A 16,944-nucleotide genomic window follows, 5' to 3' on the forward strand; every position below is an offset into this window, starting at 1 on the left:
TTGATCGTTATCAATTCTGACGCCCTTTCAGAGCGTTACCTTCACAGCCAATCCAGCAATGTCGATTTATCAGAGAGCCGTCAGGCTCCAAACAGGAGAAACCCGATGAGTAAATTCCTGGACCGGTTTCGCTACTTCAAACAGAAGGGCGAAACCTTTGCCGATGGGCACGGCCAGCTTCTCGAAACAAACCGGGACTGGGAGGATGGATACCGCCAACGTTGGCAGCATGACAAAGTCGTGCGTTCAACCCACGGGGTAAACTGTACCGGCTCTTGCAGCTGGAAAATTTATGTGAAAAACGGTCTGGTCACCTGGGAAACCCAGCAGACAGACTACCCGCGCACCCGCCCGGATATGCCGAACCATGAACCTCGCGGCTGCCCGCGCGGCGCGAGCTACTCCTGGTATCTCTACAGCGCAAACCGCCTGAAATATCCGCTGATGCGTAAGCGCCTGATGAAAATGTGGCGTGATGCGAAAAAACTGCACAGCGATCCGGTAGAAGCCTGGGCTTCCATCATCGAAGACGCCGATAAAGCAAAAAGCTTCAAACAAGCGCGTGGTCGTGGTGGCTTCGTTCGTTCTTCCTGGCAGGAAGTGAACGAACTGATTGCGGCATCCAACGTTTATACCATCAAAAATTACGGTCCCGATCGCGTGGCGGGCTTCTCGCCGATTCCGGCAATGTCGATGGTCTCTTACGCATCCGGTGCTCGTTACCTGTCTCTGATCGGCGGGACTTGCCTGAGCTTCTACGACTGGTATTGCGACCTGCCGCCTGCGTCTCCGCAGACCTGGGGCGAGCAGACGGACGTACCGGAATCCGCTGACTGGTACAACTCCAGCTACATCATCGCCTGGGGCTCTAACGTTCCGCAGACCCGTACCCCGGATGCCCACTTCTTTACTGAAGTGCGTTACAAAGGCACCAAAACGGTTGCCGTTACGCCTGACTACGCTGAAATCGCCAAGCTGTGCGACCTGTGGCTGGCACCGAAGCAGGGGACTGACGCCGCGATGGCGCTGGCGATGGGCCACGTCATGCTGCGTGAATTCCACCTTGATAACCCGAGCCAGTATTTCACCGATTACGTCCGTCGCTATACCGACATGCCGATGCTGGTGATGCTTGAAGAACGCGATGGTTACTATGCCGCTGGCCGTATGCTGCGCGCCGCCGATCTTATTGACGCGCTGGGTCAGGAAAACAACCCGGAATGGAAAACCGTTGCCATCAACACCCGCGGCGATATGGTTGCGCCGAACGGTTCTATTGGCTTCCGCTGGGGCGAGAAAGGCAAATGGAACCTCGAACAGCGTGACGGTACGTCAGGCGAGGAAACCGAACTGCAACTCAGCCTGCTGGGTAGCCAGGACGATATCGCAGAAGTGGGCTTCCCGTACTTTGGCGGTGAAGGCACTGAACACTTCAACAAAGTCGAGTTGCAAAACGTTCTGTTGCACAAGCTGCCGGTGAAACGCCTGCAACTGGCGGACGGAACCACCGCGCTGGTGACTACCGTTTACGATCTGACGATGGCGAACTATGGCCTGGAACGCGGTCTGAACGACGAAAACTGCGCAACCAGCTACGACGACATTAAAGCCTATACTCCGGCGTGGGCAGAGCAGATAACCGGCGTACCGCGTGCGCAAATCACCCGTATCGCCCGTGAATTTGCGGATAACGCCGATAAGACGCATGGTCGTTCAATGATCATCGTTGGCGCCGGTCTGAACCACTGGTATCACCTCGATATGAACTATCGTGGGCTTATCAACATGCTGGTGTTCTGCGGCTGTATCGGTCAGAGCGGCGGCGGCTGGGCGCACTATGTCGGCCAGGAAAAACTGCGTCCGCAGACTGGCTGGCAGCCGCTGGCGTTTGCTCTTGACTGGCAGCGTCCGGCGCGTCACATGAACAGCACCTCCTATTTCTATAACCACTCCAGCCAGTGGCGCTACGAGACGGTTACCGCGCAGGAACTGCTGTCGCCGATGGCGGATAAATCCCGCTACAGCGGTCATCTGATCGACTTCAACGTGCGTGCTGAACGCATGGGCTGGCTGCCGTCTGCGCCGCAGTTGGGCACCAACCCGCTGTACATCGCGCGTGAGGCGGAAAAAGCCGGGATGACGGCGGTGGATTACACCGTGAAATCGCTGAAAGAAGGCTCGATTCGTTTTGCGGCGGAACAGCCGGAAAACGGGAAAAACCACCCGCGTAACCTGTTTATCTGGCGCTCGAACCTGCTGGGTTCATCCGGTAAAGGGCATGAGTACATGCTGAAGTACCTGCTGGGTACGGAAAACGGTATTCAGGGCAAAGATCTGGGTATGCAGGGCGGCGTGAAGCCGGAAGAAGTGGAATGGCAGGATAACGGTCTTGACGGCAAGCTGGACCTGGTGGTGACGCTGGACTTCCGTCTGTCGAGCACCTGCCTGTACTCCGACATCGTGCTGCCGACCGCGACCTGGTATGAAAAAGACGACATGAATACCTCGGATATGCATCCGTTTATTCACCCGTTGTCTGCCGCCGTTGACCCGGCCTGGGAATCGAAAAGCGACTGGGAAATCTATAAAGGCATCGCGAAGAAATTCTCTGAAGTCTGCGTGGGACACCTTGGCAAAGAAACCGATGTGGTGACGCTGCCTATTCAGCACGACTCCGCTGCCGAACTGGCGCAGCCGCTGGACGTGAAAGACTGGAAAAAAGGCGAATGCGACCTGATCCCAGGTAAAACCGCGCCGCACATCATTCCGGTGGAACGCGACTACCCGGCGACGTATGAGCGCTTTACCTCTATCGGCCCGCTGATGGAGAAAATCGGCAACGGTGGCAAAGGCATCGCCTGGAACACTCAGAGCGAAATGGATTTGCTGCGTAAGCTCAATTACACCAAAGCTGAAGGCCCGGCAAAAGGCCAGCCGATGCTGAATACCGCGATTGATGCCGCCGAGATGATCCTCACGCTGGCGCCGGAAACTAACGGCCACGTAGCGGTGAAAGCCTGGGCAGCGCTGAGTGAGTTCACCGGTCGTGACCATACGCATCTGGCGACCAATAAAGAAGAAGAGAAAATCCGCTTCCGCGATATTCAGGCGCAGCCGCGCAAAATTATCTCCAGCCCGACCTGGTCTGGCCTGGAAGATGAACACGTCTCTTACAATGCCGGTTATACCAACGTTCACGAGCTGATTCCGTGGCGTACGCTGTCTGGCCGCCAGTCCCTGTATCAGGATCATCAGTGGATGCGTGACTTTGGCGAAAGCCTGCTGGTTTACCGTCCGCCAATCGACACGCGTTCAGTGAAAGCGGTGATGGGTGAGAAATCTAACGGCAACCCGGAAAAAGCACTCAACTTCCTGACGCCGCACCAGAAGTGGGGTATCCACTCTACCTACAGCGACAACCTGCTGATGCTGACGCTGTCGCGCGGTGGGCCGATTGTCTGGATGAGCGAAACCGATGCCAAAGATCTGGGTATTGAAGATAACGACTGGATCGAGGTCTTTAACAGCAACGGTGCGCTGACGGCACGCGCGGTGGTAAGCCAGCGTGTTCCGGCCGGGATGACCATGATGTACCACGCGCAGGAACGTATCGTTAACCTGCCGGGTTCAGAAATTACCCAGCAGCGCGGCGGTATTCACAACTCGGTAACCCGTATCACGCCGAAGCCGACCCACATGATCGGCGGCTATGCGCAGCTGGCCTACGGCTTTAACTACTACGGTACGGTCGGTTCAAACCGCGATGAGTTTGTTGTGGTGCGTAAGATGAAGAACATTAACTGGTTGGATGGCGAAGGCAATGACCAGGTACAGGAGAGCGTAAAATGAAAATTCGTTCACAAGTCGGCATGGTGCTGAATCTCGATAAATGCATCGGCTGCCACACCTGTTCAGTGACCTGTAAAAACGTCTGGACCAGCCGTGAAGGTATGGAATACGCCTGGTTCAATAACGTGGAAAGTAAGCCAGGCGTCGGTTTCCCGAACGACTGGGAAAATCAGGAAAAATGGAAAGGCGGCTGGGTCCGTAAAATTAACGGCAAACTGCAACCTCGCATGGGCAACCGCGCGATGCTGCTGGGTAAAATCTTCGCTAACCCGCATCTGCCGGGCATTGATGATTACTACGAGCCGTTTGATTACGACTACCAGAACCTGCATACCGCACCGGAAAGCAAGCATCAGCCGATTGCGCGCCCGCGCTCGCTGATCACCGGTCAGCGGATGAACAAAATCACCAGCGGTCCGAACTGGGAAGAAATTCTGGGCGGCGAATTTGAAAAACGCGCCAAAGACCAGAACTTCGAAAACATGCAGAAGGCGATGTACGGCCAGTTCGAAAACACCTTCATGATGTATCTGCCGCGTCTGTGCGAGCACTGCCTTAACCCGGCGTGCGTGGCGACCTGCCCGAGCGGCGCCATCTACAAGCGTGAAGAGGACGGCATCGTCCTGATTGATCAGGACAAATGCCGCGGCTGGCGTATGTGCATCACCGGTTGCCCGTACAAGAAGATCTACTTCAACTGGAAGAGCGGGAAGTCCGAGAAGTGTATTTTCTGCTATCCGCGTATTGAAGCGGGTCAACCGACCGTATGTTCCGAAACCTGCGTGGGTCGTATCCGTTACCTTGGCGTGCTGCTGTATGACGCCGATGCGATTGAAAGCGCAGCCAGCACGGAGAACGAGAAAGATCTGTATCAGCACCAACTGGATGTGTTCCTCGATCCGAACGATCCGGCGGTCATTGAACAAGCGCTGAAAGACGGCGTTCCGCAGAGCGTTATCGATGCGGCGCAGCAGTCCCCGGTTTACAAAATGGCGATGGACTGGAAGCTGGCGCTGCCGCTGCACCCGGAATACCGTACGCTGCCGATGGTCTGGTACGTGCCGCCGCTGTCACCGATTCAGTCTGCGGCGGACGCCGGCGAACTGGGCAGCAACGGCATCCTGCCGGACGTGGAAAGCCTGCGTATCCCGGTTCAGTACCTGGCGAACCTGCTGACCGCAGGCGATACCCAGCCGGTACTGCTGGCGCTGAAACGTATGCTGGCGATGCGTCACTACAAACGTGCGGAAACCGTTGACGGTAAACTGGATACCCGCGCGCTGGAAGAGGTGGGTCTGAGCGAAGCGCAGGCGCAGGAAATGTACCGTTACCTGGCAATTGCGAACTATGAAGACCGTTTCGTTATTCCGAGCAGCCATCGTGAGCTGGCGCGTGAGGCGTTCCCGGAGAAAAGCGGTTGCGGCTTTACGTTCGGCGATGGTTGCCACGGTTCAGATACCAAATTCAACCTGTTCAACAGCCGCCGCATTGATGCCATCGATGTGAGCAGCAAAACGGAGCCGCACCAATGATTGAACTCGTCATTGTTTCGCGTCTGCTCGAGTACCCGGATGCTGCCTTATGGCAGCATCAACAGGAACTTTTCGATGCACTCGCGTCATCCGAAAACCTGGATAAAGAAGATGCTCAGAGTCTGGCGGTTTTCCTGCGCGATCTCACTGCGCAGGAGATGCTGGATGTACAGGCAAGCTACAGCGAACTGTTTGATCGCGGTCGCGCCACGTCGCTGTTGCTGTTTGAGCATGTTCATGGCGAATCCCGCGATCGCGGCCAGGCAATGGTCGATTTGATGGCACAGTACGAGCAGCACGGCCTGCAACTCGACAGTCGTGAGTTGCCTGACCATTTGCCGCTGTATCTGGAGTATCTGGCACAGTTGCCGAAAAACGACGCGCTTGGCGGCTTGCAGGACATCGCGCCGATTCTGGCGTTGCTGGGCGCACGTCTGCAACAGCGGGAAAGTCGCTATGCGGTGCTGTTCGATCTGCTGCTGAAGCTGGCTAATACCGTTATCGACAGCGACAAAGTGGCAGAGAAAATTGCGGATGAAGTCCGTGACGATACCCCGCAAGCACTGGATGCCGTCTGGGAAGAAGAACAGGTGAAATTCTTTGCTGAGCAGGGTTGCGGCGAGTCGGAGATTTCCGCTCACCAGCGTCGTTTTGCCGGGGCTGTCGCTCCGCAATATTTGAATATCACCACCGGAGGACAGCAATAATGCACTTCCTGAATATGTTCTTCTTTGATATCTATCCGTACATTGCCGGGTCAGTGTTCCTGATTGGCAGCTGGCTGCGCTATGACTACGGTCAGTACACCTGGCGTGCGGCTTCCAGCCAGATGCTGGATCGCAAAGGGATGAACCTGGCTTCGAACCTGTTCCACTTCGGTATTCTGGGGATCTTCGCGGGTCACTTCCTGGGGATGCTGACGCCGCACTGGATGTACGAAGCGTTCCTGCCGATTGAAGTGAAGCAGAAAATGGCGATGATTGCCGGCGGCGCCTGTGGCGTGATGACGCTGGTTGGTGGCGTACTGCTGCTCAAACGCCGTCTGTTCAGCCCACGCGTGCGTGCAACGACCACGGGAGCGGATATTTTGATCCTTTCTCTGCTGGTGATTCAGTGCGCGCTGGGACTGCTGACTATTCCGTTCTCTGCGCAACATATGGACGGTAGCGAAATGATGAAACTGGTGGGGTGGGCGCAATCTGTGGTGACGTTCCACGGCGGCGCGTCTGAGCATTTAGAGGGCGTAGCGTTCATTTTCCGCCTGCACCTGGTGCTGGGGATGACGTTGTTCCTGCTGTTCCCGTTCTCGCGCCTGGTTCACATCTGGAGCGCGCCGGTCGAGTACCTGACGCGTAAATACCAGGTCGTGCGCGCCCGTCGCTGATACGGCTTTGTGTGCGGCTAAACCCTGCTTCGGCAGGGTTTTTTTATGCCTGTCTGCCGGATGGCGGCTGCGCCTTATCCGGCCTACGATCGGACATCATCATGTGGTTATGTGATCATGTAGGCCCGGTAAACGGAGTGCCACCGGGCAAAACATGGAGCACAGGAATTTAATTTGGCTGGGGTGCAACAGATAAGTAATGGTGGTGGGGGAAGGATGACTCGGCGCGTAGCTAAACCCTGCTTCGGCAGGTTTTTTTATGCCTGTCTGCCGGATGGCGGCTGCGCCTTATCCGGCCTACGATCGGACATAACATGTGGTTATGTGATCATGTAGGCCCGGTAAACGGAGTGCCACCGGGCAAAATATGGAGCACAGGAATTTAATTTGGCTGGGGTGCAACAGATAAGTAATGGTGGTGGGGGAAGGATGACTCGGCGCGTTGCTAAACCCTGCTTCGGCAGGTTTTTTTATGCCTGTTTGCCGGATGGCGGCTGCGCCTTATCCGGCCTACGATCGGACATAACATGTGGTTATGTGATCATGTAGGCCCGGTAAACGGAGTGCCACCGGGCAAAATATGGAGTACAGGAATTTAATTTGGCTGGGGTGCAACAGATAAATAATGGTGGTGGGGGAAGGATTCGAACCTTCGAAGTCGATGACGGCAGATTTACAGTCTGCTCCCTTTGGCCACTCGGGAACCCCACCAGGGGTAATTCAAATTGTAGAGGTCTTGCGAAGAGATGGTGGTGGGGGAAGGATTCGAACCTTCGAAGTCGATGACGGCAGATTTACAGTCTGCTCCCTTTGGCCGCTCGGGAACCCCACCACGGGGTAATGCTTTGTACTGGCCTGCTTCCTGTTGGGAAGCGGGGCGCATCATATCAAATGACACGCCGCTGTAAAGCATTCCTTTGCTTAAAATGAACTGTTTGCGTACTTTTCATCCGTAACGGAGTAAAGCTAATCAATTCATATCGTTGACGATTACAGAATGATGGTGCGATTCCCGTAAACAAACACACGCTGGGCCAGCACCTTATACAATGCGCGGCTTAACACATTCTTTTCAACATCACGCCCTGCACGCATCATATCCTCAGCCGTATAGGTGTGATCGACATGGATTACGTCCTGCATAATGATCGGGCCTTCGTCCAGATTATCGTTCACGTAGTGCGCGGTAGCGCCGATAATTTTCACGCCACGCTCATAAGCCTGATGGTAAGGACGTGCGCCAATAAAAGCCGGCAGGAACGAATGGTGAATATTGATAATCTTATTCGGGAAGCGGGAAACGAATTCCGGCGTCAGGACGCGCATATACTTAGCCAGCACGACATAATCAGGCTGGTGCGCATCAATGGCGTCCGCCATCTGTTTATCGTGCTCGTCGCGCGTTAACCCTTCGTGGCTGACCAGCTCGAAAGGAATATCGAAACGTTCAACCAGAGGTCGCAGGGTTTCGTGGTTGCCGATTACGGCGGAAATCTCAACGTCGAGCCCGCCATAGTTGGCTTTCATTAACAGATCGCCCAGACAATGCGCTTCTTTGGTGACCAGAATGACGATGCGGCGACGCCCGGCAGGATTCAACTCGCGCACCGAACCTTCCGGTAATGCGCTGTCGAGATCGGCAAGCAGCGTGACATCATTAAAAATGCCTTCCAGCTCTGTGCGCATAAAGAAGCGCCCGGTCCGGTGGTCAACAAATTCGTTGTTTTGCACGATATTGAGTTCGTGCTTGTAGCAGATATTTGTAATACGCGCGATGAGGCCCTTCTGATCGGGGCAGATAGTGCGCAGAACTTTTCGTTGTAGTGAATGCATTACCGGGTAAATCCTGTTTAATGTGTTTGCTGTATCAGCACTGTCAGGCGTTTTAGCCGCAGCACTTTTTAAATTTTTTGCCGGACCCGCAGGGGCAGGGATCGTTTCGACCAAACTGGGGGCGCGTACCGTCAATATAGTACCACTGACCGTTTTCTTTTAAGAAACGCGAACGTTCAATAATCGCGCCGGGTGTTCCCTGTTCGATAAAACGGGCCACAAAACTGACATACCCTGTGTTTTCCGCGTCTGACCCGCTCTCTTCAAAAATGGTCAACCCAAGCCACTCAGTATGGGCGAACCCCGCGACAATATCGTCCCGAAAGGCGGTTGCACCACATGCGGGATGCCAGGTTCTAATCAGGTAATTTGCGTCTTTCATCACAAAAGCGCAGTAGCGAGAACGCATGAGATGTGACGGATCGGGTGCAACTCGCTCACCGGACACAATAGGGCCGCAACATAGGCTATACTCGACAGCGCTACCGCAGGGACAAAGCTGAGACACAATCATCTCCCTGGATAAAAAAAACGGCGTACAAACGCCAGGGTAGCGCTATGTTAACCGAGTGGTGACGATGTTGCTACGTCTGGAAGCCAGGGGAAGTTTTTACGTACGATGAGAAAAATTAAAATAGGGCTGGCGCTAGGTTCCGGCGCCGCAAGAGGATGGTCGCATATTGGTGTCATCAAAGCCCTGAAACACATGGGCATTGATATCGATATCGTGGCGGAATGTTCAATTGGTTCGCTGGTTGGCGCCGCATACGCCTGCAATAAACTGCCCGCGCTTGAACAGTGGGTGTGTTCGTTCAGTTACTGGGATGTCCTGCGCCTGATGGATCTCTCCTGGCGCAGAGGAGGGTTGCTGCGCGGCGAGCGCGTCTTCAATCAGTACCGGAACGTTATGCCGGTACTGGATTTTGAACAATGCACCCGACGTTTTGGTACGGTGGCGACCAACCTGAGTACGGGGCGAGAATTGTGGTTTACCGAAGGCGACCTGCACCTTGCGGTTCGCGCGTCTTGCAGTATGCCTGGCCTGATGTCTCCGGTGGCGCATAACGGCTACTGGCTGGTGGATGGCGCCGTCGTTAACCCTGTTCCCGTTTCTCTGACGCGTGCGATGGGCGCCGATATTGTTATTGCGGTCGATCTTCAGCACGATGCGCACCTTATGCAGCAAGATCTTCTGTCTTTGAATGTCAGCAATGATAACGACGAGAGTGATGATTCGCTCTCCTGGCATGCGCGTTTGAAAGAGCGCCTCAGCAGCATGACTTCACGCTGTGCGGTCACCGCGCCAACGGCGATGGAGATTATGACAACGTCCATTCAGGTGCTGGAAAACCGCCTTAAACGCAACCGAATGGCAGGCGACCCGCCGGATATTCTGATTCAACCGTTCTGTCCGCAAATATCCACGTTGGACTTCCACCGCGCCAGTGCCGCTATTGCTGCGGGACAACTGGCGGTAGAGAAAAAGATGGACGAACTTTTGCCTTTGGTGCGTACCGACGTTTAACGCACCTTTTATACACACTTAAGCAAATTCTGACAGGCGCGAGCGGCAATAGCATGCCACTATTTACTAAAGCCAGTCAGGGGAGAAAACATGACGCAGCCATTGGTCGGAAAACAGATTCTTATTGTGGAGGACGAGCCTGTATTTCGCTCGCTTCTGGATTCGTGGTTTTCCTCTTTGGGAGCGACAACGGCACTGGCGGGCGATGGTCTTGACGCCCTGGAGTTACTGGGAAGTTTTACGCCTGATCTGATGATCTGCGATCTTGCGATGCCAAGGATGAACGGTCTCAAACTGGTAGAGCATTTACGTAATCGGGGCGATCAGACCCCCATTCTGGTTATCTCGGCGACAGAAAATATGGCAGATATCGCCAAAGCGCTGCGACTGGGCGTTGAGGACGTCCTGCTAAAGCCAGTGAAAGATCTCAATCGTCTGCGGGAAACCGTCTTCGCCTGCCTCTATCCCAATATGTTTAACTCTCGGGTTGAAGAAGAAGAACGCCTGTTTCGGGACTGGGATGCGATGGTTGATAACCCGGTGGCGGCAGCAAAGCTGTTACAGGAGTTGCAACCTCCGGTTCAGCAGGTTATCTCGCATTGCCGAATCAATTACCGCCAACTTGTTGCGGCAGACAAACCCGGTCTGGTGCTGGATATTGCGCCGCTGTCTGATAACGATCTCGCTTTTTATTGCCTCGACGTAACGCGGGCAGGGGATAATGGCGTACTGGCCGCGTTATTACTGCGGGCGCTATTTAATGGCTTATTGCAAGAACAGCTCGCTCATCAGAATCAGCGTCTGCCGGAACTGGGGGCGTTATTGAAACAGGTCAATCATCTGCTTCGGCAGGCGAATTTGCCGGGGCAGTTTCCGCTATTAGTGGGTTATTACCACAGCGGTCTTAAAAATTTGATACTGGTTTCAGCAGGCCTGAATGCGACGTTAAATACCGGTTCTCACCAGGTACAGATCAGTAATGGCGTTCCGCTGGGCACATTGGGCAATACCTACCTGAACCAATTAAGCCAACGCTGCGAGTCATGGCAGTGCCAAATTTGGGGCGCGGGCGGGCGTTTGCGTCTTATGTTGTCTGCGGAATGAGCAAATGAAAAGGCAAAGTGAAATTGATTTACCCGCCTTTCTCTGTGGGTGCTACTATCAGCGCCAGATTATACGTATTTGTCTTAATTATACTAACACGCGTCCTTTTCGGAACTGAGGCTTGTACCAGTACTGATATACTCGGATGCGATACAGATTGATGAACACGTTCAATACATGAACAGTCCAGGAGATTTTTAAATGGCTGCCCTAAATTCGAAAGTCAAAAAAGCCGTTATCCCGGTCGCGGGATTAGGAACCAGGATGTTACCGGCGACGAAAGCGATCCCGAAAGAGATGCTGCCGCTGGTTGATAAGCCATTAATTCAGTATGTCGTGAATGAATGTATTGCTGCGGGCATCACTGAAATTGTGCTGGTGACGCACTCTTCCAAAAACTCGATCGAAAACCATTTCGATACCAGCTTCGAACTGGAAGCTATGCTGGAAAAACGTGTTAAGCGTCAGCTGCTGGAAGAGGTGCAATCTATTTGCCCTCCGCACGTAACGATTATGCAGGTGCGTCAGGGGCTGGCGAAAGGCCTGGGTCATGCCGTATTGTGCGCGCATCCTGTTGTTGGTAATGAGCCCGTCGCGGTGATTCTACCGGACGTTATTCTGGATGAATACGAATCCGATCTGTCTCAGGATAACCTTGCTGAAATGATTCGTCGTTTTGACGAAACCGGCTGTAGCCAGATTATGGTTGAGCCTGTTGAAGATGTTACCGCGTACGGCGTTGTTGATTGTAAAGGCGCGGCGCTGGCACCGGGCGAAAGCGTGCCGATGGTTGGCGTTGTAGAGAAGCCGAAAGCGGATGTCGCGCCGTCTAATCTCGCGGTAGTTGGCCGTTATGTCCTGAGCGCGGACATCTGGCCTCTGCTGGCGAAAACCCCTCCGGGAGCGGGCGACGAAATTCAGCTGACCGACGCGATTGATATGCTGATCGAAAAAGAAACGGTCGAAGCCTACCATATGAAGGGCAAAAGCCACGACTGCGGTAATAAATTAGGTTACATGCAGGCGTTCGTTGAATATGGCATCCGTCATAATTCTCTGGGCGCTGAATTTAAAGCATGGCTTGAAGACGAGCTGGGTATTAAGAAGTAAGCGGTATAATCTGAAAGGCGCGGCGCTGTTTAACAGCGCCGTTTTTTTTGCCCTGAACAGACGAGGTATGAGGGAAGGGCAAAAAAAATCCCGCCACTGGCGGGATTTTAAGCAAACATATTCCGAATTATCCCTTGATCAGGAAATCGTCCAGTTGTTTACCTTGTTCTTCCATCGCTTTTTTGATCACTGCCGGTGTACGACCCTGGCCAGTCCAGGTTTTCGTTTCACCGTTTTCATCAACGTAGCTATATTTAGCCGGACGAGCAGCGCGTTTAGCTTTAGTGCCAGATTTAACGGCAGCCATGCTATTCAGCAGTTCGTTCGGATCAATACCGTCGGCAATCAGCATTTCACGATATTGTTGCAGTTTACGGGTACGCTCTTCAACTTCAGCTGCGGCGGCGCTTTCTTCTTCGCGACGCTCGTTAACAACAACTTCTAATTTTTCCAGCATTTCTTCAAGCGTTTCCAGGGTACATTCTCTTGCCTGTGCACGAAGAGTACGGATGTTGTTCAGAATTTTAAGTGCTTCGCTCATTGTAGTAATCTCAAACTTATATTGGGGGTGGTTTGTTGAGCTAATAATAGAGCGATAAATTCAGATGTGCAATAGCCTGGAATGTAAGGAATTCAAAATTGCTCTTTATTAAGTACAGATATTAATTATCCCATCTTAAATTTTTCTTGAAGAACCGCACAAAAAAGAGCTTATTGGCAACGAGGTTACTCCTGGCATAACGTTAAAATTCCAGGATTTTAGTCACATTTTATCAGGGTGGAATAGGCTGTCATTGCAGTAATTTCAACCTTTTGTATTAGTTTCCCTTACGGGAAAGTCCTAATACGTTGCCACATTTATGAGGAAGCGTAACAATAAGTATGAGCGCCCGGTTATGCGATGAGATGATAAGCAGCATTGATGAATATCTTAGGCACAATTTGTGAAGGAATGTGTATAACCGAACGATGTTTGCTCAATTCTTTATACCGGAGGCGTGACGAGGCGCCCCCGACATGCCGGTAAATTATGATACAATCCCGCCCAATCTTTATTTCAGCCAGGTGAGGGCCTGCTGCCAATGGCACAGCTATATTTCTACTATTCGGCAATGAATGCGGGTAAGTCGACTGCATTGCTGCAATCTTCATACAATTATCAGGAACGCGGGATGCGTACCGTTGTATATACAGCGGAAATTGATGACCGCTTCGGCGCCGGTAAAGTCAGTTCGCGTATCGGTCTCTCCTCGCCAGCAAAATTGTTTAACCAAAATTCATCGTTGTTTGAAGAGATTCGCACCGAGAATGCGCAACAGACAATACATTGCGTTCTGGTTGATGAGTGTCAGTTTTTGACTCGCCAGCAGGTGTACGAATTATCTGAGGTTGTTGACCAACTGGATATTCCGGTGTTGTGTTACGGACTGCGTACTGATTTTCGTGGCGAGTTATTTGGCGGCAGCCAATACTTACTCGCGTGGTCAGATAAACTCGTCGAATTAAAGACAATCTGTTTCTGTGGCCGTAAGGCAAGCATGGTATTGCGTCTTGATCAGGCTGGCAGACCTTATAATGAAGGGGAGCAGGTTGTGATTGGTGGGAACGAGCGTTATGTCTCCGTATGCCGCAAGCATTACAAAGAAGCCCTTGCGTCAGGCTCCCTGACGTCGATTCAGGAGAAACACCGCCACGCGTGATTGCACGCGTTCTGTAGGCCGGATAAGGCACTTGTGCCGCCATCAGGCAAAAAAAAGCCCCCGAAGACGGGGGCTTTTTCAGAATGTCGCCTGGGCTAACGAATTAAGCAGATTTCTTCGCTTTCTTGTCAGCTTTCGGTGCGGCAGCTTCTTTCTTCGCAGCAACTTCACCTTCAGTGAATTCACGGCCGTAGTAGGTATCCAGCAGAATCTGTTTCAGCTCGGAGATCAGCGGGTAACGCGGGTTAGCGCCGGTGCACTGGTCATCGAATGCATCTTCAGACAGCTTGTCTACATGAGCCAGGAAGTCAGCTTCCTGCACGCCAGCTTCACGGATAGACTTAGGAATACCCAGCTCCGCTTTCACGCTTTCCAGCCATGCCAGCAGTTTCTCGATCTTAGCGGCAGTACGGTCGCCCGGTGCACTCAGACCCAGATGGTCGGCGATTTCTGCATAGCGACGGCGAGCCTGCGGACGGTCATACTGGCTGAACGCAGTCTGCTTGGTCGGGTTGTCGTTCGCGTTGTAACGGATAACGTTACAAATCAGCAGGGCGTTTGCCAGACCGTGCGGAATGTGGAACTGAGAACCCAGTTTATGCGCCATAGAGTGGCACACACCCAGGAAGGCGTTCGCAAACGCGATACCGGCGATAGTCGCTGCACTGTGAACGCGTTCACGCGCTACCGGGTTTTTAGACCCTTCGTGGTAGGACGCTGGCAGGTTTTCTTTCAGCAGTTTCAGCGCCTGCAAAGCCTGACCGTCAGAGAACTCAGATGCCAGTACGGAAACGTAGGCTTCCAGTGCGTGAGTGACCGCATCCAGACCACCGAAAGCACACAGAGACTTCGGCATGTCCATAACCAGGTTCGCATCGACAATCGCCATATCCGGCGTCAGCGCATAGTCTGCCAGCGGATATTTCTGACCGGTCGCATCGTCGGTAACAACAGCAAACGGCGTTACTTCAGAACCGGTACCGGAAGTGGTAGTGATTGCGACCATTTTCGCTTTCACGCCCATTTTCGGGAACTTGTAGATACGTTTACGGATGTCCATAAAGCGCAGCGCCAGTTCTTCGAAGTGGGTTTCAGGATGTTCGTACATGACCCACATGATTTTCGCCGCATCCATCGGGGAGCCGCCGCCCAGCGCGATGATCACGTCTGGTTTGAAGGAGTTCGCCAGCTCTGCGCCTTTACGAACGATAGTCAGCGTCGGGTCAGCTTCAACTTCAAAGAAGACTTCAGTTTCAACGCCAGCCGCTTTCAGCACGGAGGTGATCTGGTCAGCATAGCCATTGTTGAACAGGAAACGGTCGGTCACGATGAGCGCACGTTTGTGGCCATCAGTAATCACTTCATCCAGCGCGATTGGCAGAGAGCCACGGCGGAAGTAGATAGATTTCGGAAGTTTGTGCCACAACATGTTTTCAGCTCGCTTAGCAACGGTTTTCTTGTTGATCAGGTGTTTCGGACCAACGTTTTCAGAGATGGAGTTACCACCCCAGGAACCACAACCCAGAGTCAGGGAAGGTGCGAGTTTGAAGTTATACAGGTCGCCGATACCACCCTGAGAAGCCGGGGTGTTAATCAGGATACGCGCGGTTTTCATCATCTGACCGAAGTAAGCAACGCGTTCTGGCTGGTTGTCCTGGTCGGTGTACAGGCAGGAGGTATGACCGATACCGCCCATTGCAACCAGTTTTTCTGCTTTATCAACAGCGTCTTCGAAGTCTTTAGCGCGATACATTGCCAGCGTCGGAGACAGTTTTTCGTGAGCGAACGGCTCGCTATCATCAACAGCCGTTACTTCGCCGATCAGAATCTTAGTGGTTTCTGGTACGGTGAAGCCTGCCAGTTCAGCAATTTTATATGCCGGTTGACCAACGATAGCCGCGTTCAGCGCGCCATTTTTCAGGATAACGTCCTGAACGGCTTTCAGCTCTTTGCCTTGCAGCAGGTAGCCGCCGTGGCTGGCGAAACGTTCGCGAACTGCGTCATAAACGGAGTCAACAACAACAACGGACTGTTCAGATGCACAGATTACGCCGTTATCGAAAGTTTTGGACATCAGTACGGAAGCCACCGCACGTTTGATATCTGCTGTTTCGTCGATAACAACCGGCGTGTTACCTGCACCAACGCCAATAGCCGGTTTACCAGAACTGTATGCAGCTTTAACCATGCCCGGACCGCCTGTCGCCAGGATCAGGTTGATATCAGGGTGGTGCATCAGCGCGTTAGACAGTTCAACGGAAGGTTGATCGATCCAGCCAATCAGGTCTTTCGGCGCGCCCGCAGCGATAGCCGCCTGCAAAACGATGTCAGCCGCTTTGTTCGTTGCATCTTTGGCACGCGGATGCGGAGAGAAGATGATTGCGTTACGCGTCTTCAGGCTAATCAGAGACTTAAAGATCGCAGTAGACGTCGGGTTAGTGGTCGGTACGATACCGCAGATGATACCAATCGGTTCAGCAATGGTGATAGTCCCGAAGGTGTCGTCTTCAGACAGCACACCACAGGTTTTTTCATCTTTATAGGCGTTATAGATGTATTCGGAGGCGAAGTGGTTTTTAATCACTTTATCTTCGATGATACCCATGCCGGATTCGGCAACGGCCATCTTAGCGAGGGGAATTCGAGCATCTGCGGCAGCCAGAGCGGCGGCGCGGAAGATTTTGTCAACCTGTTCTTGAGTGAAACTGGCATATTCACGCTGGGCTTTTTTCACACGCTCTACGAGTGCGTTAAGTTCAGCGACATTAGTAACAGCCATAATGCTCTCCTGATAATGTTAAACTTTTTTAGTAAATCATCTGCTCGATACGAGAGTATAGACAGATTGACGAAAGTTTGTATAACAGTCTGAAAATCAAACGGTTACTTAACGTCCATTTCGCTCTG

12 protein-coding genes and 2 tRNA genes are annotated in these 16,944 nt (G+C 52.9%); 8 read left to right on the top strand and 6 right to left on the bottom strand.

Annotation, left to right across the window (positions count from 1 at the left end; genetic code table 11):
• Positions 1 to 105: 105 nt before the first annotated feature.
• From OGX84_RS14260 to narI, 4 genes are read left to right on the top strand one after another with little or no spacing between them, the layout of a single operon-like run.
• Entirely contained in the window at positions 106 to 3,849 is a 3,744-nt protein-coding gene (locus tag OGX84_RS14260; RefSeq protein WP_012132184.1) for a nitrate reductase subunit alpha, read from the top strand.
• Complete coding sequence (narH, locus tag OGX84_RS14265) at positions 3,846 to 5,381, top strand: nitrate reductase subunit beta (RefSeq protein ID WP_112002042.1); 1,536 nt, start codon at positions 3,846 to 3,848, stop codon at positions 5,379 to 5,381. Before OGX84_RS14260 ends, narH begins: the two co-directional genes overlap by 4 nt.
• Positions 5,378 to 6,088, top strand: coding sequence for a nitrate reductase molybdenum cofactor assembly chaperone (gene narJ / locus OGX84_RS14270; RefSeq protein ID WP_012132186.1), 711 nt, complete (start codon positions 5,378 to 5,380; stop codon positions 6,086 to 6,088). The genes narH and narJ overlap by 4 nt, the downstream gene beginning before the upstream one ends.
• On the top strand, positions 6,088 to 6,765 hold the full coding sequence (gene narI / locus OGX84_RS14275; protein WP_012132187.1) for a respiratory nitrate reductase subunit gamma: 678 nt from the start codon (positions 6,088 to 6,090) through the stop codon (positions 6,763 to 6,765). The genes narJ and narI overlap by 1 nt, the downstream gene beginning before the upstream one ends.
• Before the next feature lie 626 nt (positions 6,766 to 7,391).
• Here narI and OGX84_RS14280 read toward each other — a convergent pair.
• The 4 genes from OGX84_RS14280 to OGX84_RS14295 all read right to left on the bottom strand — a co-directional run bounded on the left by OGX84_RS14280 (position 7,392) and on the right by OGX84_RS14295 (position 9,106).
• Positions 7,392 to 7,476, bottom strand: a tRNA-Tyr gene (locus tag OGX84_RS14280).
• 36 nt (positions 7,477 to 7,512) lie between these two features.
• Positions 7,513 to 7,597: transfer RNA gene (locus OGX84_RS14285), tRNA-Tyr, on the bottom strand.
• A gap of 158 nt (positions 7,598 to 7,755) precedes the next feature.
• Positions 7,756 to 8,598, bottom strand: coding sequence for a formyltetrahydrofolate deformylase (gene purU, locus OGX84_RS14290; RefSeq protein WP_104868603.1), 843 nt, complete (start codon positions 8,596 to 8,598; stop codon positions 7,756 to 7,758).
• Between the two features lie 52 nt (positions 8,599 to 8,650).
• On the bottom strand, positions 8,651 to 9,106 hold the full coding sequence (locus OGX84_RS14295) for a YchJ family protein (protein WP_115182331.1): 456 nt from the start codon (positions 9,104 to 9,106) through the stop codon (positions 8,651 to 8,653).
• Between the two features lie 111 nt (positions 9,107 to 9,217).
• On the opposite strand from OGX84_RS14295, the gene rssA reads away from it, so the two are divergent.
• From rssA to galU, 3 genes are all read left to right on the top strand, one after another.
• Positions 9,218 to 10,123, top strand: a complete 906-nt coding sequence (gene rssA, locus OGX84_RS14300; protein WP_286458104.1) for a patatin-like phospholipase RssA — start codon at positions 9,218 to 9,220, stop codon at positions 10,121 to 10,123.
• A gap of 90 nt (positions 10,124 to 10,213) precedes the next feature.
• Complete coding sequence (rssB, locus tag OGX84_RS14305; RefSeq protein ID WP_012132193.1) at positions 10,214 to 11,227, top strand: two-component system response regulator RssB; 1,014 nt, start codon at positions 10,214 to 10,216, stop codon at positions 11,225 to 11,227.
• Positions 11,228 to 11,428: 201 nt separating this feature from the next.
• Positions 11,429 to 12,337, top strand: coding sequence for a UTP--glucose-1-phosphate uridylyltransferase GalU (galU, locus tag OGX84_RS14310; RefSeq protein ID WP_012132194.1), 909 nt, complete (start codon positions 11,429 to 11,431; stop codon positions 12,335 to 12,337).
• A gap of 127 nt (positions 12,338 to 12,464) precedes the next feature.
• Here the strand turns inward: galU and hns are convergent, their stop codons facing one another.
• On the bottom strand, positions 12,465 to 12,878 hold the full coding sequence (hns, locus tag OGX84_RS14315) for a histone-like nucleoid-structuring protein H-NS (RefSeq protein ID WP_012132196.1): 414 nt from the start codon (positions 12,876 to 12,878) through the stop codon (positions 12,465 to 12,467).
• Between the two features lie 541 nt (positions 12,879 to 13,419).
• On the opposite strand from hns, the gene tdk reads away from it, so the two are divergent.
• Positions 13,420 to 14,037 (top strand): thymidine kinase, encoded by a 618-nt coding sequence (tdk, locus tag OGX84_RS14320; protein ID WP_112002043.1) that lies wholly within the window; start codon positions 13,420 to 13,422, stop codon positions 14,035 to 14,037.
• A gap of 103 nt (positions 14,038 to 14,140) precedes the next feature.
• On the opposite strand, the gene adhE is transcribed toward tdk, so the two are convergent.
• A complete protein-coding gene (gene adhE, locus OGX84_RS14325; protein ID WP_047463440.1) occupies positions 14,141 to 16,816 on the bottom strand; it encodes a bifunctional acetaldehyde-CoA/alcohol dehydrogenase in 2,676 nt (891 codons plus the stop codon).
• Between the last annotated feature and the right edge of the window lie 128 nt (positions 16,817 to 16,944).

The sequence above is a fragment of the Citrobacter sp. CK202 genome (genome assembly GCF_030333225.1).
In the GTDB taxonomy this organism is placed as follows: Bacteria; Pseudomonadota; Gammaproteobacteria; order Enterobacterales; family Enterobacteriaceae; genus Citrobacter_B; species Citrobacter_B koseri.

Bases quoted from the DNA above. Each gene is read 5' to 3' on its own strand.
- OGX84_RS14260 (WP_012132184.1), top strand. From the start codon at position 106: ATGAGTAAATTCCTGGACCGGTTTCGCTACTTCAAACAGAAGGGCGAA.
- narH (WP_112002042.1), top strand. From the start codon at position 3,846: ATGAAAATTCGTTCACAAGTCGGCATGGTGCTGAATCTCGATAAATGC.
- narJ (WP_012132186.1), top strand. From the start codon at position 5,378: ATGATTGAACTCGTCATTGTTTCGCGTCTGCTCGAGTACCCGGATGCT.
- narI (WP_012132187.1), top strand. From the start codon at position 6,088: ATGCACTTCCTGAATATGTTCTTCTTTGATATCTATCCGTACATTGCC.
- purU (WP_104868603.1), bottom strand. From the start codon at position 8,598: ATGCATTCACTACAACGAAAAGTTCTGCGCACTATCTGCCCCGATCAG.
- rssA (WP_286458104.1), top strand. From the start codon at position 9,218: ATGAGAAAAATTAAAATAGGGCTGGCGCTAGGTTCCGGCGCCGCAAGA.
- rssB (WP_012132193.1), top strand. From the start codon at position 10,214: ATGACGCAGCCATTGGTCGGAAAACAGATTCTTATTGTGGAGGACGAG.
- galU (WP_012132194.1), top strand. From the start codon at position 11,429: ATGGCTGCCCTAAATTCGAAAGTCAAAAAAGCCGTTATCCCGGTCGCG.
- hns (WP_012132196.1), bottom strand. From the start codon at position 12,878: ATGAGCGAAGCACTTAAAATTCTGAACAACATCCGTACTCTTCGTGCA.
- tdk (WP_112002043.1), top strand. From the start codon at position 13,420: ATGGCACAGCTATATTTCTACTATTCGGCAATGAATGCGGGTAAGTCG.
- adhE (WP_047463440.1), bottom strand. From the start codon at position 16,816: ATGGCTGTTACTAATGTCGCTGAACTTAACGCACTCGTAGAGCGTGTG.